Origin of the sequence: Capnocytophaga sp. H2931, assembly GCF_002302535.1 — a bacterium.
GTDB classification, from domain to species: domain Bacteria; phylum Bacteroidota; class Bacteroidia; order Flavobacteriales; family Flavobacteriaceae; genus Capnocytophaga; species Capnocytophaga canis.
The window spans coordinates 528,226-545,802 of record NZ_CP022381.1 but is presented as its reverse complement, the minus strand read 5'-3'; the positions used below and the strand labels follow the sequence as shown (position 1 = coordinate 545,802).

16 protein-coding genes are annotated in these 17,577 nt (G+C 36.2%); 5 read left to right on the top strand and 11 right to left on the bottom strand.

Going from position 1 to position 17,577, the window contains the following annotated elements; translation table 11 throughout:
• The first annotated feature begins 147 nt into the window (after positions 1-147).
• From fabG to coaBC, 4 genes are all read left to right on the top strand, one after another.
• The gene (fabG, locus tag CGC52_RS02300; RefSeq protein WP_095893328.1) at positions 148-894 is read left to right on the top strand and encodes a 3-oxoacyl-[acyl-carrier-protein] reductase; all 747 of its coding nucleotides are present in this window, start codon (positions 148-150) and stop codon (positions 892-894) included.
• A 28-nt stretch (positions 895-922) separates the two neighbouring features.
• The gene (locus CGC52_RS02295; protein ID WP_095893327.1) at positions 923-1,720 is read left to right on the top strand and encodes an outer membrane protein assembly factor BamD; all 798 of its coding nucleotides are present in this window, start codon (positions 923-925) and stop codon (positions 1,718-1,720) included.
• A gap of 25 nt (positions 1,721-1,745) precedes the next feature.
• Positions 1,746-2,060 carry a DNA-directed RNA polymerase subunit omega gene (locus tag CGC52_RS02290; protein WP_042008807.1) on the top strand — a complete coding sequence of 105 codons (315 nt, stop codon included), beginning with the start codon at positions 1,746-1,748 and terminating at the stop codon, positions 2,058-2,060.
• Between the two features lie 305 nt (positions 2,061-2,365).
• Positions 2,366-3,592, top strand: coding sequence for a bifunctional phosphopantothenoylcysteine decarboxylase/phosphopantothenate--cysteine ligase CoaBC (gene coaBC / locus CGC52_RS02285; RefSeq protein ID WP_369800736.1), 1,227 nt, complete (start codon positions 2,366-2,368; stop codon positions 3,590-3,592).
• An 85-nt stretch (positions 3,593-3,677) separates the two neighbouring features.
• On the opposite strand, the gene sucC is transcribed toward coaBC, so the two are convergent.
• From sucC to CGC52_RS02270, 3 genes are all read right to left on the bottom strand, one after another.
• Entirely contained in the window at positions 3,678-4,871 is a 1,194-nt protein-coding gene (gene sucC, locus CGC52_RS02280) for an ADP-forming succinate--CoA ligase subunit beta (protein WP_095893326.1), read from the bottom strand.
• 119 nt (positions 4,872-4,990) lie between these two features.
• The gene (locus CGC52_RS02275) at positions 4,991-5,701 is read right to left on the bottom strand and encodes a phosphatidylcholine/phosphatidylserine synthase (protein ID WP_095893325.1); all 711 of its coding nucleotides are present in this window, start codon (positions 5,699-5,701) and stop codon (positions 4,991-4,993) included.
• A gap of 106 nt (positions 5,702-5,807) precedes the next feature.
• The gene (locus CGC52_RS02270) at positions 5,808-6,623 is read right to left on the bottom strand and encodes an FKBP-type peptidyl-prolyl cis-trans isomerase (protein ID WP_042008080.1); all 816 of its coding nucleotides are present in this window, start codon (positions 6,621-6,623) and stop codon (positions 5,808-5,810) included.
• 84 nt (positions 6,624-6,707) lie between these two features.
• Between CGC52_RS02270 and CGC52_RS02265 the strand changes: the two genes are divergently transcribed.
• Positions 6,708-7,097 (top strand): RNA-binding S4 domain-containing protein, encoded by a 390-nt coding sequence (locus CGC52_RS02265; protein ID WP_095893324.1) that lies wholly within the window; start codon positions 6,708-6,710, stop codon positions 7,095-7,097.
• Between the two features lie 151 nt (positions 7,098-7,248).
• Here the strand turns inward: CGC52_RS02265 and CGC52_RS02260 are convergent, their stop codons facing one another.
• The 8 genes from CGC52_RS02260 to CGC52_RS02225 form a co-directional block, all read right to left on the bottom strand.
• On the bottom strand, positions 7,249-7,848 hold the full coding sequence (locus tag CGC52_RS02260; protein ID WP_042008074.1) for a DUF4254 domain-containing protein: 600 nt from the start codon (positions 7,846-7,848) through the stop codon (positions 7,249-7,251).
• A gap of 78 nt (positions 7,849-7,926) precedes the next feature.
• Positions 7,927-8,706 (bottom strand): ABC transporter ATP-binding protein, encoded by a 780-nt coding sequence (locus CGC52_RS02255; protein WP_042008072.1) that lies wholly within the window; start codon positions 8,704-8,706, stop codon positions 7,927-7,929.
• A 39-nt stretch (positions 8,707-8,745) separates the two neighbouring features.
• A complete protein-coding gene (locus tag CGC52_RS02250; protein WP_042008069.1) occupies positions 8,746-9,483 on the bottom strand; it encodes an ABC transporter permease in 738 nt (245 codons plus the stop codon).
• Between the two features lie 111 nt (positions 9,484-9,594).
• Positions 9,595-11,157: an OmpP1/FadL family transporter gene (locus tag CGC52_RS02245; protein WP_095893323.1), complete on the bottom strand. Its 1,563-nt coding sequence runs from the start codon at positions 11,155-11,157 to the stop codon at positions 9,595-9,597.
• A 36-nt stretch (positions 11,158-11,193) separates the two neighbouring features.
• Positions 11,194-12,303, bottom strand: a complete 1,110-nt coding sequence (locus CGC52_RS02240) for a hypothetical protein (protein ID WP_095893322.1) — start codon at positions 12,301-12,303, stop codon at positions 11,194-11,196.
• Positions 12,304-12,564: 261 nt separating this feature from the next.
• Complete coding sequence (pepT, locus tag CGC52_RS02235) at positions 12,565-13,788, bottom strand: peptidase T (RefSeq protein ID WP_042008063.1); 1,224 nt, start codon at positions 13,786-13,788, stop codon at positions 12,565-12,567.
• Positions 13,789-13,797: 9 nt separating this feature from the next.
• The gene (locus CGC52_RS02230; RefSeq protein WP_095893321.1) at positions 13,798-16,227 is read right to left on the bottom strand and encodes a glycoside hydrolase N-terminal domain-containing protein; all 2,430 of its coding nucleotides are present in this window, start codon (positions 16,225-16,227) and stop codon (positions 13,798-13,800) included.
• A 110-nt stretch (positions 16,228-16,337) separates the two neighbouring features.
• Entirely contained in the window at positions 16,338-17,525 is a 1,188-nt protein-coding gene (locus CGC52_RS02225) for an OmpA family protein (protein WP_042345687.1), read from the bottom strand.
• Positions 17,526-17,577 lie beyond the last annotated feature (52 nt).

Below are 17,577 nucleotides of genomic sequence, written 5' to 3'. Positions count from 1 at the left end.
TGAGGCTTTTTACCAAAGCCAAATTCATCTTATAGAAAGGATTTCTCTTGAAAAAAGATGTCAAAACTTCATTTAATAAAAAAATATTCGTAATTTTGCCGATTGAAAATACTTTTCTTTAATTGTAACAATTTTAAATATCACAAAATGAGATTATTAGAAGGAAAAACTGCGATTATCACAGGAGCAAGTCGAGGTATAGGAAAAGGCATTGCAGAAGTGTTTGCATCACAAGGGGCGAATGTTGTGTTTACTTACAGTGCATCGGTTGAGGCAGCACAACAACTAGAAGAAGAATTGAAAGCCAAAGGAGTGAAAGCCAAAGGTTTTCAAAGTAATGCTGCCGATTTTGAAAGTGCTCAGCAATTGGCAGATGCCGTACTTGCCGAATTTGGAAGTATAGACATTTTAGTGAATAACGCAGGAATTACAAAAGACAATCTTTTGTTGCGTATGCCAGAAGAGGACTTCGACAAAGTCATTGAAGTGAATTTAAAATCAGTCTTTAACATGACCAAGGCGGTACAACGAGCAATGTTAAAACAACGCAGAGGGTCAATCATCAATATCAGTAGTGTTGTTGGAGTTAAAGGAAACGCAGGACAAGCCAATTATGCAGCTTCCAAAGCAGGAATGTTAGGGTTTACCAAGTCGGTTGCCTTGGAGTTGGGTTCAAGAAACATCCGTTGTAATGCAATTGCTCCCGGCTTTATTGAGACAGAAATGACTGCTGTTTTGGATCCAAAAGTAGTGGAAGGATGGCGTGAAGCTATTCCGTTAAAACGAGGCGGAACAACAGTAGATGTAGCAAACGCTTGTCTTTTCTTAGCATCAGATATGTCTGCTTACGTCACAGGACAAGTCCTGAATGTAGACGGAGGAATGCTAACGTAATTAAAACCAATGTATTATATCTATCAAAATGCAATTTAAAAAATATATTATCATAGGATTATTGAGTGTTGGATTTAGCTCATGTGGTGAATATCACAAGGTGTTGAAATCCGATGATTCAGCACGTAAATATGCTATGGCGGAAGAATTGTATAAGACAGGGAAATACCGCAGAGCCACAGAATTGTTTAAGCAGATTGCCAATGAATATGCTGGACGACCACAGGGGGAACGTATTTTCTATATGTATGGAGATGCTTACTATAAATTGAAGCAGTACACCTTAGCAGCATATCCTTTTCAGCGTTTCCAAAATCTATATCCTCGTAGTGAAAAAGTGGCAGAGGTAGCATTTTTGGAAGCCAAAATGTTTTATATCGATACTCCTGAATACAGTGTTGATCAGCAACCAACAAATGAGGCATTGGAGAAATTGCAATTATTTTTAGACAAATATCCGAATTCTGAATATGCTAAGGAAGCGAGTGATATGGTTGTTGACCTATTGACACGTCTTCAAAAAAAAGAGTTTGAAATTGCGAAACAGTATAATACCATTCGTGACTATCAGGCATCTATGACCTCGCTGGACAATTTTCTAGCAAATAATCCAGGGAGTGTTTTCCGTGAAGAAGCTTTGTATGTGCGATTGAACTCAGCATATGAATGGGCCATCAACAGTGTTGAACACAAGAAAAAAGAACGATTGAACACAGCCAAAGAAGCGTATGAAATCTTGTTGAGATCATTTCCTGAAACAAAGTACAGAAAAGAGGCGGATAAAATGCTCGAAAAAATTGAATCAACGTTAAAAAATTTTTCATAAAAACATCAATAAAACACTGAATACTATGGATTTAAAAAAAATAGACGCTCCTATTTCAACGATTACTTATAGTCGTGCCGATATTGAGGCTGAAACAGGAAATATTTATGAAGCTATATCAATCATTGCAAAAAGAGCCGTGCAAATTAACGCGGAAATTAAGAAAGAATTGATTGATAAATTAGAGGAATTTGCAACTAATAATGATAATTTGGAAGAAATATTTGAAAATAAAGAACAAATAGAGGTTTCTAAATTTTATGAAAGATTACCAAAACCACAAGCAATTGCTGTGAAAGAATGGTTAGACAAAAAGGTATATCACAGAGAAACTACTTAAAATTTTTCGTTTTCATAGTAAAGGGGAAAGCAATTGAAATAAGAAGTTGCTGTCCCTTTTTTTGTCTACATATATTTATTCATGCTTAATTCTTTAACTCCGTTATTTATGCAGTCACAGGTAATTTGCTAAATATTAGCAGATTGAGCAAATTCGTTTCTGTAGCTAATTTTGTTTTATATTTAGAAATTGCTCTAAACTAAAGAAAAATATCGGTACATGTATCGTCAAAGTTCTTACATTTTCTAAAAATTAGGGTAAAGGCACACCAGAAGAATTTGTATGTATTTGTGATGAACATCTATATGAGACAAGCGATAAGAAAATCAAAAGATATGTCACTACAAGGGAAAAATATCGTTTTAGGAATTACGGGGGGCATTGCCGCTTACAAAACGGCTCATTTGGTACGCCTTTTTGTAAAAAAAGGAGCAAATGTTAAGGTAATTTTGACTCAAAGTGCTACAGAATTTATAACTCCATTGACTCTTTCTACCTTGTCGAAAAATGAGGTATATACTTCATTTTCAACGACAAATGCACGCTGGAATAACCACGTAGAATTAGCCTCTTGGGCTGATTTCATGATCATAGCTCCTGCTACAGCTAACACTTTAGCAAAGATGGCTACGGGGTTATGCGATAATTTTTTATTAGCAACTTACTTATCAGCTAACGTTCCAGTGTTCGTAGCTCCTGCTATGGATTTAGATATGTATGCTCATCCTACACTCAGTAAAAATTTATCTCAAATTGCAGAGCATGGAAATCATGTTATTCCTGCTACTTTTGGTGAATTAGCAAGTGGGTTGGTTGGACAAGGTCGCATGGCAGAACCTGAGGATATTGTTTCTTTCATCGAAAATACGTTTGATAATAATTTACCGATGAAAGGCAAACGATTACTCATAACTGCAGGGCCAACTTACGAAGCTATTGATCCTGTGAGATTTATAGGCAATTTTTCGACAGGAAAAATGGGCATAGCTTTAGCAAATGAGGCTTTACAACAAGGAGCTATCGTTGATTTGGTATTAGGGCCTTCTGCGGAGAAAAATATACATAAAAACATACGGCTACATCGAGTAATAACTGCTGATGAAATGTATGAAAAGGTAGCCTCATTATTTGAAAACACGGACGTGGCTATTCTTTCGGCAGCTGTTGCAGATTATAAACCTAAGAATCCTGCTTCTGAAAAAATTAAGAAAAATGACAATGAGCTTCATTTAGAATTGGTTAAGAATAGAGATATACTTGCTTCATTAGGTGCTAACAAAAAACATCAGTTGCTTATAGGATTCGCTTTAGAAACAGAAAATGAACTTGCCAACGCCAAGTCAAAGTTGAAGCGTAAAAATTTAGACGCTATTGTACTCAACTCACTCAAAGACAAGGGGGCAGGATTTGGCACGGAAACCAATAAAGTTACTTTTATCACTCATGATGCAGAAGTTTCTTTTCCCTTGAAAGATAAGAATGAGGTAGCAAAAGACATTCTCCGCGAAATCTCGGATCGATTCTACAAATAATAGTGTTGATTTAAAGTACAAACACACAGATAAGAACTTAACTTCTTGTCTGTGTGTTTATAAACTTAAAAATTGTATTACTACATTATCCTAAAACTTCTTTCACTTTATTAGCAGCTTCTTGGAACATAATAGCAGAATGTACTGCCAATCCTGAATTGTCAATGATTTCTTTTGCTAATTCAGCATTTGTGCCTTGTAAACGTACAATGATTGGAACTGCTATATCTCCTCCCATATTTTTGTAAGCATCAACGATTCCCTGTGCTACGCGATCACAACGTACTATCCCACCGAAAATATTTACTAAAATAGCTTTCACTTGTGGGTCTTTTAAGATAATACGGAAAGCCGTTTCCACACGTTTAGCGTCAGCTGTTCCTCCAACATCCAAAAAGTTTGCAGGTGAACCTCCTGCTTGTTTTATCAAGTCCATCGTTGCCATTGCAAGTCCTGCCCCGTTTACCATACACCCAACATTTCCATCCAAAGCTACGTAGTTCAGTCCTACAGCTTTAGCTTCAACTTCAATTGGGTTTTCTTCACGTAAATCACGTAAATCAACATAGTTTTTATGACGGTATAAAGCGTTGTCATCAAGAACAACTTTGGCGTCTACTGCAAGAATTTTATTGTCTGAAGTTTTTAATACGGGGTTGATTTCAAACAGACTTGCATCGGATGATACATAGCAATTGTACAAAGCGGTAACGAATTTGACCATTTCTTTGAAAGCATCGCCTGTAACTCCTAAATTAAACGCCACTTGACGAGCTTGGAAAGGTAATAAACCAACAGCAGGATCGATTTCTTCTGTAAAAATCAAATGAGGGGTTTTTTCAGCTACCGTTTCAATGTCCATTCCTCCTTCAGTCGAGTACATAATCATATTTTTCCCTTTTGAACGATCTAGTAGTACAGACATATAGAACTCTTCAGGTTGGCTTTCTCCTGGATAGTATACATCCTCCGCGATAAGGACTTGATGAACCTTTTTACCTTCAGGAGGGGTTTGTGGAGTCACCAAATTCATTCCTATGATTTGTTCAGCAAGAGGCTCAACATCTTGCAGTCCTTTAGCTAATTTTACTCCTCCACCTTTGCCACGACCACCCGCGTGAATTTGTGCTTTTACTACATACCACTGGGTTCCTGTTTCTGCGGTTAGTTGTTTAGCAGCATCTACTGCTTCTTTTGGACTTTGAGCCACAATACCACGTTGTACGCGTACGCCAAAACTCGAAAGTATTTCTTTTCCTTGATATTCGTGTAAATTCATTTTTTAGATTTATTTATAATTCACAAAGATAGAAAACAATTTTTATAAAAAAAAATATTCTGTTTTTTTTGATTAATTATTTTTGTGAAACTTGTACAAAAAACAAATGATATTTTGTGCTAATTCTTCCTTTTTTGTAGTAATGAAATGAATACATAGGCAACAATGATCAAAGGAATTGCTACAAATTGCAGAATAATCAATGAAAGGACGCATATTCCTAAGAAGATATATTTAATTTTATTGTTCTTGAAACTAAAATCTTTGAATTTCAAGGCGAAAAGAGGAATTTCAGCATTGAGCATATACGAACTTAATAGCGTAATACATACTAAAAACCAAGTATTTTGAAGGATGATTTCAAAAAAATCCGCTGGTTGGAATTGTAAAATAACAGGCAATGATAGAATAAATAGAGCGTTTGCAGGAGTTGGTAATCCAATGAATCCCGTTGACTGTCGAGTATCTATATTAAATTTAGCCAATCGATAAGCGGAAGCTAAAGTTATTAATAGTCCGAAGTAGGGAAAAATATCAGTTAGTAGAGTTTTATTTTCGTTTACAAAATCACTTTTAGCGATGAGTTGAAACATTACAATTCCTGGGACTACACCTGCTGTAACCATATCTGCTAAGGAATCCAGTTGTAGACCTAATTCAGATTTTACGTTCAACAAACGAGCAAAAAAACCATCAAAAAAGTCAAAGAATATCCCTAATGAAACAAAAAGTCCTGTCATGGCAAAATTGCCTTTTACGGCATAGATCACCGCAATACTTCCGCATAATAAATTCAGTAGAGTTATCAGATTTGGGATGTGCTTTTTCATAAAAATTGTGCTTTGTTTTCGACAAAAAAAGGCTGTCCGATAGTTTTGGAAAGCCTTTATTTTGAGTTTGTTAAATTTTGTGTTGTGTCAAGTGATTAATTTATAATTATTTACAAGTGTCTGCATCCAAGTAGTCGGGATGGGAGTCGTTATCACAATTGGTATATGTAATTATTCCATAGTCATCTACTTGAATTTCTTCCAATGAAGGTTTGCCATCTCTGTCGTGGTCAGCTCGTTTGGTTTTTATCAAATGTATTGTAAACATCAAAGGGGAGTAGGCAGGAATACTTTGTTTTGATGTGTTGAAATATGCTAAACGTGAGGGCATAAAAAATACACCAACCCCGCCATCAGTTGGAGTTTGAATAGTTCCATCAACATTGACCGTGATTTCAGAAGCTGAATCTTTCAACTCAGCGATGCTGTGTCTGAATCCTCGAATTACATTTATGGCATTTGGATTTGTCACATCACCTAGCAAATCAAACCAATTCGACTGTGTGTATCCTACTGACCTGTCAAATTCTATTCCTTTTAATAACTGTCCTCTGTAAGCTATGTAAACCGAATCGGCTATACTTGATTTCATTCCTGTTCCCTCTTGTACAGGCAGGTAGTAGAGTTTATGACGTACTTTTTTGTTATTAGCATCATAAGCATCAATTTCTATGGTTTTTACCAAATCCATGAGAGATGTTTGGTTTGCATTTGCCCCAGCAATGGTGTCTAAAACTACCTCGTTATTTTTAAAAGTATGGAAGTGTGTTTTTAAGTAGTTGGTAATAGCTGCGTCGTTCTCATCACGTACTTCAGTTACATCACGAGGAGGCGTTATAGGCTTTGATTCTTCCTCTTTTTTACAGGAAATAATCGATAAAATAGCTAATAGGCTGATACTTAGTGTTATTTTTCGCAACATATATTTTTTTTGTTTTTTCAAGGGTGCAAGATACGAAATTATATTATTTTTGCCATATACTTTCATTGTTAATATTCAGATTTTATGAGAATTGATAAATTTCTTTGGTGTGTACGCTACTACAAAACTCGGAATATGGCTACGGAGGCCTGTAAAAAAGGACATGTACGGATTAATGGTGACATTGCCAAGCCTTCACGAGAGGTTTTTAATTCCGATAAAATAGCTCTTCGCAAAAACCAAATTACCTACGAATTGAAAGTGCTGGATATTCCTCCATCACGCGTAGGAGCTAAGTTACTGGATTTATATCGACAAGATTTGACGCCTCCTGAAGCTTTTGAACATGCTGAATTGATGAAATTATCACAAGAGTACTACCGAAAAAAAGGCGAGGGTCGTCCTACTAAAAAAGATCGACGTGCCATAGATAGCTTACTCAACGATGCCGATGACGACGATTGGGATATTTAATTAAATCCTAAACTATTTATTAAAAATTGAAAGCATTTTCAAAAGGTGTTTTTTTACAAAATCTTGTTTTTAAGGTCTTTGTAAAGAAACAAGCTATGCTTAAAAAAGAAACGTGGCATCACGAACGAATATTTCAGAGTAATCTTCTATGCTATTTCCCTCTCAAAATCGGATTCAGTTCCTCGTCGTTGTACATTTTCATCTGTTTGTAAACTTTCATGTACTTCCTACCAGCTTCAATATCAGCTAATAATTGATCAAGAGCATCAGAAAGATCTTTGCGTTGTTCAATTAGTACGTTGAGTTTTTCTTGACATTTGGCTCTATGTTTGTCTGAAGCATCAGGTCGATTTACTTCCTCTTGCATGTGATAAATTTTCAATGCCAAAATCGACAGTCTGTCCACTGCCCATGCTGGGCTTTCGGTGTTAATTGTTGCATTTTCAATAGGTTTTACATTTTTATAGGTGTGTAAAAAGTAACTGTCTATATACTCTACCGTATCGGTACGGTCTTGATTTGAAGCGTCAATTTTCCGTTTTAAATCTAAGGCTTCGACAGGGTCGATATTCGGATCACGAATAATGTCCTCGTAGTGCCATTGTACAGTGTCTATCCAATTTTTACGATAGAGTAAATGCTCCATCGAAGATGAAGGATATGGATTGCTAAATGGCTGATACACATCATCTAAGATATGATATTTTTGAATGCTTTCTTCAAAAATCGCTAAGGCTTTTTCACTAAACATATGTATATATTTTAGAGGTGTTTAAAATTCTAATGGTATATAATTATAATTTAAAACTTTGATTGTTAAATGCTTACGTTATTTGAGTGTGGTGGAATGTTCATCCAAATAAGCTCTTCGTACTTTTTTAAATAGTTCCGAGGAGTATACAAAATCCGTAACAGCTTCATTGTCAGTTATAAAAATTGTATCTTTTGAACCTTCCCATTCTTTATATCCATTTTTGAGGAATATGATTTTTGCTCCAATTTCCATTACGGAGTTCATATCATGGGTGTTAATAATAGTGGTAATATTAAATTCTTCGGTGATTTCCTGAATCAAATTGTCGATAACGATAGCCGTTTTTGGATCAAGACCTGAGTTAGGTTCATCACAAAATAAAAAATTCGGACGATTGACGATTGCACGGGCGATGGCAACTCTTTTTTGCATACCTCCAGAAATTTCTGAAGGCAATTTATGCTCAGCATTCACCAATTTCACACGATTGAGTACCATATCAGCTCTTTCGCGAATTTCTTCTGGAGTTTTTGAAGAAAACATCTGTAATGGAAATGTTACATTTTCAAGTACAGTCATAGAATCAAATAAAGCACTTCCTTGAAAAACCATTCCCATTTTTTGGCGTAGCTTTGTGCGTTCGTTGCGCTTCATTTCAGCATAGCTAACCCCGTCATAGATAATATCACCCTCATCGGGTGTGAATAATCCTAATAAAGATTTTAAAAAAACAGTTTTTCCAGAACCACTTTGACCGATGATTAGGTTAGTTTTTCCTTTTTCAAAAGTTGTTGATATACCTTTCAGTACAGGTACTCCGTTAAATGATTTATGTAGGTTTTTAACTTGAATCATAGTTTTGCTTGTTCCTTTTTTTAAATGAGTGAAGTAATTTTAGGCGTAGAACAACTGTGTCAATACCGAATTAACTATAATAATCACAATACTCGTCCATACGAACGATGTTGTACTTGCCTTTCCAACATCTAAAGCTCCACCTTTCATGTAGTAACCGTGATATGCAGGGACTGTAGCTAAGAAAAAGGAAAATACCAATGTTTTGGTAAAGGCATAAACTAAATCGTATGTTTTGAACTGCATTTGTACCCCTTCTATAAACTCGCCTGAAAAAGCAGCTCCACTTGCCACAGTTGAGACCCAACCTCCTACAATACCTACGAACATGCCAATCGCAACCAGAAAAGGAAAGAAAAGCAGTGCAATGATTTTCGGAAAAACCAAATAGTTTAGTGAATTTACTCCCATAACATCTAAAGCGTCAATCTGTTCTGTAACTCGCATTGTTCCGATGCTTGAAGTTATGAATGATCCTACCTTTCCTGCTAAAATTACTGATGTAAATGTCGGTGCAAATTCCAAAATGATGGATTGACGTGTAGCAAAACCTATTAGTGATTTCATTACCAAAGGAGAGTCTAAGTTCAATGCTGTTTGAATAGCAACGACTCCCCCTATGAAAAATGAAACAAATAGGATGATTCCTAATGAGTTGACTATCAGATCATCAATTTCTTTGATGATTAGCTTTTTTGTGATTGACCATCGCGTCCTTTTTCTGAATATATCGTAGAGCATTATAAAGTAACGCCCAATAGCTTCAATGTGTTTCATAGTGAAAAATAAGAGCAAAAATACAAAAAAATATTGGTTTACAAAAAAGTAAGGCTATCCTTTTTACGAATAGCCTATCCTTATTTATTAAATAACAAATTGTATAGATTTTTAGAATAATTTTATTGACATTGTCAATAGAATGTTACTTCTTGTCGATGTCATTTTTGCAGGTGTAGTTAAGACCGATTCATAGATACGATGGTAATTATCTTGCTTTGCAACGTCATACGACAAATCGAAACGCACACCACCAAGAGCGTATCCTAAGCCTAATGAATATCCCGTCAAATCACCTATGTATTTAATTCCTGTTTTGTAAGGACTTTGTTCATGACGGATTCCTGCTCGTAAACTCAATGCTTTGATTCGGTATTCTCCACCTAAACGAATAGTCGAGGTGTCTCCTAATTCATTTTGAATGACTGTGTTTTCCGATTTTAAATTTTCTGTTCTGAAATATGTTTTCCCATATCCTTTGTAGATATAATCAAAGCTAATTAAGCCGTTTTTTCCAAATATATAAGCAGCACTTGCAGTCCATGAACCTGGTGTGCGGAATTTGTACTCATCGTATACAACTACTACTCGTGGGTCTGCAAAAAACGCTCGGTTGTTTGTTTCTATGTACTGAGTTGTTTCATCTTGTAATGTGTACCAAGTAGGCGAAGTATAAGAAACTCCTAAACGTAAATCTTTCGTAGCTTTAGCTATAGCCCCCAACTGAAAGGAAATTCCATTCCCTAAAGTTTTCAATTCGTTTCTGAAATATGCATTTTTGATATCTCCGGAATGATCATATCCTTCATAGTGGCGTGTAACACTCGAATAATCAACAGTATGGGCATTGAATCCTAAACCTAAATAAATATCATCACCATACTGGGTAGCGAAACTAAAGTTGTACTTATGTATTCCTCCTTTGGTCGCAACATCGAAATTCTGCTTGGTTGAAACTCCTGCCACCTTGTTTATGTAGTTAGTCTCTGCTAAAATATTATCTGCTAATTGGTCAGAGTCGGAAGGTTGAATTTCTCGAAATCCAATTTGAGGATCTACCAAGCCTACTGTATATCCCAATAGAGCATTACGTAGGGTAAATGCTCTTGGTGATCGTCCCATAGCATCATAAATATCAGTCAAACTATTTCTTCTAACAATAACCTTATTTTCGTAGTCATCTAACATCAAGTCTTGCTGGGCGATACCATTGGCAAAGTGTTGAAAATAGTCTCCTAAATTTTTCCCTGTTGTAGAGCCTCCATAAATAAAATCTCGGTTGAAATCGGCTGAGGTTTGGTAGTTGAACGACAGTGCGAATTTTTTCCAATCTGAATCATCCGTATTCGGAATACTGAAAACTACTCCAAACTGATCGAAAGTGAAGTTTGAGTATTTGTTAGTCACTGTAGTATTGTGTAATGTATTTTTGGAGTTGAAACTTTCTCCTCCCAAAGTGAAAGTTATTTCGCCTGTTGAAAAAACAGCACTACCTGCAGGATTCACACTGATAGCGGATAAATCTCCTCCCAGTGCACCAAAAGCCCCACTCATAGCTCGGTAACGAGCCGTTCCGTTCAAATCTTCAACAGAATAACGCAATGCATCTGTTAAATTTTGAGCTGAAGTAACACCAACTATGGATGAGCATATTAATAATAACGTTTTTCTCATTTTCTATTCGTTTAAATTCAAATGTATATTCTAGGACTAGTAACTTCTTCGGGTAGTTCCGCTACTACTGCGGTTTGAGTTTCCGCTACTGCTTCCTCCTGAGTCGTAAGAACGAGATGTATTCCTACTATTATCGTAACCTCTGTTTGTGTTGGAAGGTGTGTAGCTTCTTGACGAATTGTTATAGCGTTCTTGATTTGAGTTGTAGTTAGAACTTCTTTCTCTACTTTGGTAGGATTTAGAATCTGAGTTTACTCGATTTTGGGTAGAATTGCTCGGTGAGTAACTTCTTGACGAAGTACCTCTATTATTATTACTGTTGCCATAATTTGAATTTCGTTCAGTTCGATATGTTCTTGAGTCTGAGTTGCTTCTATTAGGCACATATCCTCTTGAAGAGTTACCCCTATTGTAGTCATCGTAATAACCGCTTGAATCGCCTCTACGTCCTACAGTTGGTGAATATCTTCTACCATCATATCGGTAGTAGTTTCCATTGCTGTAATACCCTCCATTGTTGTAGTATCTATCACGGTAATAATATCTATCACCGTAATAGTATGGATATCCATAGTAATGTCCTCTGTAATACGGATAATATCCATAGTGATAAGGGTGGTAATAGCGTTCATAATATCCCCAACCCCAGCCTATTGAAAATCCCCAAGTTCCTCTATTTCTGTAATATGGGTAGTAACCTCCATAATAAGGTGTCGGATACCAAGCTCCATATCCCCAATAAGAATTGTAGCGATAATAAGGATCGTACCAATAGCTATTATAATCATAAATATTTACAGTCACTTGTGAAGGATTGTCTCCCCAACCAGCGTACGCTTGTCTTCCATTTTCTGTATAAGTGTTTGATGAATAGTTATCTACATCAGTAAACACGGTATAATTGTCATCAGGGGTAAACTGTTGAGCCTTATCTCGGAAGTAATTACTGTATTTATTCTCGCGTACAACTATTGTTTGCTGTGCAGGACGATGCTCCACAACTTCTACATATCGTACCGATGGACGCTCTCCATAGATTCCGTCATCGTAATATGTGTAATAAGAACCGCAGGAAGCCAAAAGCAACGGTAACATCACTAAAAAACTTCTCACCGCAAGAACTCTGATTTTGTTATACTTTTTCATAATACTGAATTTAAAAATTTCACTTCATGTTGAAATCATAGACTTCACTAATAAATCAACAATATCTGTGCCAAATTTTGAACAAAAGCAATCCATAGTTTTTTGGAATAAAGAAGAAGCTTTCTGAAAAGTTAATACGACGTACCTCCGAGCAGTAAGCAATATCCTAAGCTGTTGATATTTAAACGCTCTTAAATAGCGGTACAGTAAGAAAAACTTTTCGGAAAGCCTTTATAATTAATATGTTGGAAATTAGCTGTTTTACTTTTTAGCTACTAATTTTGCAATATTTACAATTACTTGTGTAGCTTTTTCCAAACTTTCTACAGGAACATATTCAAATTTCCCGTGGAAATTATGTCCTCCGGCAAAAATATTCGGACAAGGTAACCCCATAAAGCTCAGTTGCGAACCATCTGTTCCGCCACGAATAGGCTTGATAATAGGGGTGATTCCCAGTTCTTTCATCGCTTTTTCGGCTACTTCTACAATATGAAAAACAGGTTCAATTTTTTCACGCATGTTGAAATATTGGTCTTTGATTTCTACCGTAACAGCATCTTTATGAGTTTTGTTTAATTCCTCAACAATTTGTTTTATAGTTTCTTTTCGTTTTTCGAATAACTGACGGTCGTGGTCACGGATGATAAGTTGCACAGTCGTGTTTTCAATGTCGCCTGTTATATCCATTACGTGAAAAAATCCTTCTCTGCCTGAAGTTTCTTGTGGGATTTCATTTTCAGGCAACATTGATATAAACTTGTTGGCAATCAACAAGGAATTGACCATTTTGTTTTTCGCATAACCAGGATGTACGCTTTTCCCTTTGAAATACACTTTTGCCATCGCAGCATTAAAGCTTTCGTATTCCAATTCTCCGATTTGACTTCCATCCATGGTATAAGCCCAGTCGGCGCCAAATTTTTCCACATCAAACTTGTGGGCTCCACGTCCAATTTCTTCGTCAGGGGTGAAACCAACACGGATTTTACCATGCTTAATTTCAGGATGTTGTATCAAATATTCCATAGCGGTAACAATTTCTGCAATTCCTGCTTTGTCGTCAGCCCCTAATAAGGTAGTTCCGTCTGTAGTGATAATTGTTTGTCCTTTGTAAAGCAATAGGTCTTCAAAATATGAAGGGGAAAGTACTATGTTTTTTTCTTTGTTCAGTACGATGTCGCTTCCATCATAATTTTCAATAAATTGAGGATTTACGTTTTCTCCCGAGAAGTCAGGCGAAGTGTCGAAATGAGCAATAAATCCAATGGTTGGTACTTCATAATCAACGTTTGATGGTAAAGTTGCCATTACATACGAATTTTCATCAATTGTAACCTCTTCCATGCCAATTTGTTTTAGTTCTTCGGCTAAGAATCGAGCCAAGTTCCATTGTTTTTCTGTACTTGGAGTAGTTTGACTTTCAGGGTCAGATTGTGTGTCTGTTTTTATGTACGTAATGAAACGTTCTACTAATTTTTGCATATGGATTAACTATTTTATTATATAAATCTGATTTTTCTTAGTTTTAAAACCTATTTTTTTGTTTGTTTTAGAAGATTTAACAACTCTTTTAAGTTTATTATTCGTTTTTAGATATATACTTTTACCAGCAGGAAGCATCACATAGCATGTACTTCCGCTTAAGGAGATGATTTCCGCCTCTTTAAGATTGTGATCTTCCCAAGAAAAGCTAACTTCAAAGTTATTTCTTGCCTTCATTCCTTTCATTTCTCCATTTTTCCAGTCAGGATGGTTTGGCAGAGCAGGTAAAATTCGGATAACATTGTCTTTTCCATGACTTTGTAAAAGCATTTCTGAAATTCCAGCCGTTCCTCCAAAGTTTCCATCAATTTGAAACGGAGGATGAGCACAAAATAGATTAGCGTACGTTCCACCATCTCTCCAGTTATTTGAACTAATTTCAGTAGGTTTTAATAGCTGCCGAATCAGTGTAAGTGCATGATCACCATCTTGTAATCTTGCCCAGAAATTTATTTTCCAAGCCTTGGACCAACCTGTTCCAGCATCACCACGTATGTTTAAAGTTTTGCGAGAAGCTTCAGCGAGTTCAGGCGTGTCCCAAGGGGTTATTTCATCATACGGATATAGTCCGTAGAGATGTGATACATGTCGGTGTTTAGGGTCAGAGTCCTCCCAATCGTCCAACCATTCGTTCAAATCACCATCTTTTCCGATAGTGTTTGGTGCTGTGTTTTTAATTATATCTAGCCATTGAGAGTGTTTTTCTTTGTCGACACCCAATAATTGGGACGCTTTTAAGGTGTTGGAAAATAATTCTCTAAGAATTTGCATGTCCATTGTAGGCCCCATGCAAGTGAATCCAACTTGTTTTTTTCCATCTTTTAATTCTGGAAGTACATATCCGTGTTCAGGAGAATTTGAAGGAGAAGTAACCCAAAAATTTGTTTGAGGATCTTTCACTAAAATATCTTCAAAAAAACGAGCAGATTCTTTTAAAGTTGGATAGTATTCTCGTAAGAAGTTAATATCCTGAGTGAATTTGTAATGCTCCCAGATATGTTCACAAAGCCAAGCTCCTCCCGTAAGTGTCGAACCCCAACTTGCTCCTTCGCCTGGAGAGGTGAAAAACCAAGGATTGCTAATCACGTGAGCTACCCATCCGTTAGCATTGTAATAAGCCTTAGCCGTTTTTTTTCCATTCTCCATTAGGTTTTTAGTGAAACGATGCAAAGGCTCAGCTAAATCGGATAAATTAGTTTGCTCAGCTAACCAATAATTCATCTGTACGTTGATATTTAAATGATAATCACCATTCCAAGGCGTTTGATACTCCTCAGCCCACAACCCTTGCAGATTCGCTGGTAACAATCCAGGTCGTGACGAGCAAATCAGTAAATAACGCCCAAAATTGTAGTACAAAACAGGTAATAAAGGATCATTTTCGCCTTTATAAAAGCGTTGTAATCGTTCATGTGTAGTGAAATTTTCAGTAGGAATGCTACTTGGCATATACCAACGATTGCGATTGAAAACTTCCTGATATTTTTTTTGACTATCAGATAAGGCAACCTCAAATGATGTACTTTTATGTAGGTATGAATGTGCTTTTTCTACCACGTTTTCTGAAGATAATTTCCCTGTATTATGATCGTAATTTGTTGAAGCACTTATTTTTAAAATAATATTTTTTGAATTGTTGACAACTAAACAATCATTATTTTGTTCTAAAACTCCATCTGCTTCCACCTCTACGACTGAAGCAAACCTCATTCCCTTTTCAGTTTCATTAGGCAACGTTCCACTCATAATGATTTGGTTCCCTTGATATGAAACGGAAGCATTTTCCTTACGCGAAAGAGCTACGTTAAGTTGTAAGGGATTCGATGCAGAAATTTTAATCCATAAAATGTCGTTTTTAAAATCAGCGAAAGCAATTTGTTGAATTTGGTTATTATCACGTTCAAAGGAGGTGGTGGCAATAGCTTTCTCAAGATCTAAAATTCGTTTATAATTTTTTACTGGAGAAGAGTTTTGCCAATCCAAGGTAAGATCTGCCAATATTTGATAACAACCGTAGTGACATTTCATGCCATTCCCATGACAAGACCCACGTCCTTCAGATACAAAATGCTTTTGAAGTAATTCTTGTGCCTGGAGATTTTTTCCTTCAAAAAGTAATTGTTGGATTTCTTTCAGATAGGCATTGGCATTTGGGTTATCAGACTCCTGATGTCCTCCTGACCAAAGTGAGATTTCGTTTAAAACGATGCGTTCCACATCAGTTTTTCCGAAAATCATTGCTCCTAAGCGTCCGTTTCCGATAGGAAGGCTTTCGGTGAAATGCTTGGCCGATTCGTTGAATACCACCGAAACGTCTTGTTTTTGAGCGTTTACCACATAACAGATGAAAAACGCTAAACATACAAATGATTTTTTCATTGTTACTTAATTAGAAAATTAGCACCCAAATTTATGACTTTTTACCACAAATAACAAAAAAACCGATTAGAAATTTCTAATCGGTTTTTCAATTTACTCTTCTATATGAACTATTTCAATTCGAAAGTAGCTTTGCGAACAATTTGACGTGCCTGAGCAGAGTTTTTGTTAACACTTTTATCTTCCCCTCTTCCTTCAGAGGTAATTCTTGAAGCATTAATTCCAGAGTCAATCAACAATTGTTTAACAGTGTCAGCTCTTTTCTTAGATAAACTTTGGTTGTAATTTGTTCCTCCTAACTCATCTGCAAAACCTACAACATTTACCCTTGAACTTGGGTTTTCTTTCAAGAATTTAGCAACAAAATCAGCAGCCCAAATTGAATAAGACTGAGGTTTGCTTGAGTTGAAATCAAAGTAAACGTTGATATATCCTTTTCGTATTAAATCACTAGCTGTGTCGCTATTGATTTCACCCGAGTGAGATACACTGTTCTTTGTAGCGTAGTTTTGATTCAAGTAGTTTTCGATTTCATCAGGAATATTATTTCCGTTAGCATCGTTCATTTTATTTTCTTTTTTAGCCACTTCTTTCTGTAAACCAGCTACATCTTTCTCTAACGCTGCTATACGGTCATTCAAATCTGATTTTTCAGTTGCAATACTATGCCAATCAGCGTGTTTTCCATGTTTCCCGATAGCAAACTGTAGGCCGACAGTAGTTACAAAGTTAATTCCCTGAATTGCTTTATTTTGAGTTGCTGTAAAGCCATCAAACGTTCTGTCTTGTTTTCCGTTAAAGTAAAAAGAACCGTCAACAACTAACGTAATTCTGTTAGAAATACGCAACTGAGGGGTTAAACCAACAACGCCGAAAGCTACTTGATCCTTACCTGAGAAAGCATCTGCCTTTAGCTGACCGTATCCAACACCTGCATGAGCCAACAATCCTAAATCACTCGTCCATTCTTCAAAGCCTAAAACACGACCTATGTTCGCAATTCCTTGTAAATTAACATTCCATAGGTTTGATTCAAACTTTGGTGTATTGTCCTTATTCTTGAAAGAATCGTATCCTCCACCTAAGCGAAGACCAAACTTATTGTTGAACATATAGCGAACACCACCGCTCACGTTCCATGGGCTAAGTGTTGAAGTTGAATAGCCTTCAGACATTTCAATCAAAGGGCTGTTAACACCCCCTTGTAAGTCAATTGACCATTTGTTGTAATCTTCTTGAGCTTTTACAGAAACTATTGCTAAGGCAAATATTCCTAAAGTAAAAATCTTTTTTTTCATTTTTCTCGTTTTTTATATAAATTAATACTGCTTTTTGTTGTGGGGCAACAAA

Bases quoted from the DNA above. Each gene is read 5' to 3' on its own strand.
- CGC52_RS02270 (WP_042008080.1), bottom strand. From the start codon at position 6,623: ATGTTGCGAAAAATAACACTAAGTATCAGCCTATTAGCTATTTTATCG.
- CGC52_RS02260 (WP_042008074.1), bottom strand. From the start codon at position 7,848: ATGTTTAGTGAAAAAGCCTTAGCGATTTTTGAAGAAAGCATTCAAAAA.
- CGC52_RS02295 (WP_095893327.1), top strand. From the start codon at position 923: ATGCAATTTAAAAAATATATTATCATAGGATTATTGAGTGTTGGATTT.
- CGC52_RS02230 (WP_095893321.1), bottom strand. From the start codon at position 16,227: ATGAAAAAATCATTTGTATGTTTAGCGTTTTTCATCTGTTATGTGGTA.
- CGC52_RS02290 (WP_042008807.1), top strand. From the start codon at position 1,746: ATGGATTTAAAAAAAATAGACGCTCCTATTTCAACGATTACTTATAGT.
- CGC52_RS02250 (WP_042008069.1), bottom strand. From the start codon at position 9,483: ATGAAACACATTGAAGCTATTGGGCGTTACTTTATAATGCTCTACGAT.
- CGC52_RS02275 (WP_095893325.1), bottom strand. From the start codon at position 5,701: ATGAAAAAGCACATCCCAAATCTGATAACTCTACTGAATTTATTATGC.
- CGC52_RS02255 (WP_042008072.1), bottom strand. From the start codon at position 8,706: ATGATTCAAGTTAAAAACCTACATAAATCATTTAACGGAGTACCTGTA.
- CGC52_RS02225 (WP_042345687.1), bottom strand. From the start codon at position 17,525: ATGAAAAAAAAGATTTTTACTTTAGGAATATTTGCCTTAGCAATAGTT.
- sucC (WP_095893326.1), bottom strand. From the start codon at position 4,871: ATGAATTTACACGAATATCAAGGAAAAGAAATACTTTCGAGTTTTGGC.
- CGC52_RS02240 (WP_095893322.1), bottom strand. From the start codon at position 12,303: ATGAAAAAGTATAACAAAATCAGAGTTCTTGCGGTGAGAAGTTTTTTA.
- CGC52_RS02245 (WP_095893323.1), bottom strand. From the start codon at position 11,157: ATGAGAAAAACGTTATTATTAATATGCTCATCCATAGTTGGTGTTACT.
- CGC52_RS02265 (WP_095893324.1), top strand. From the start codon at position 6,708: ATGAGAATTGATAAATTTCTTTGGTGTGTACGCTACTACAAAACTCGG.
- pepT (WP_042008063.1), bottom strand. From the start codon at position 13,788: ATGCAAAAATTAGTAGAACGTTTCATTACGTACATAAAAACAGACACA.
- coaBC (WP_369800736.1), top strand. From the start codon at position 2,366: ATGAGACAAGCGATAAGAAAATCAAAAGATATGTCACTACAAGGGAAA.
- fabG (WP_095893328.1), top strand. From the start codon at position 148: ATGAGATTATTAGAAGGAAAAACTGCGATTATCACAGGAGCAAGTCGA.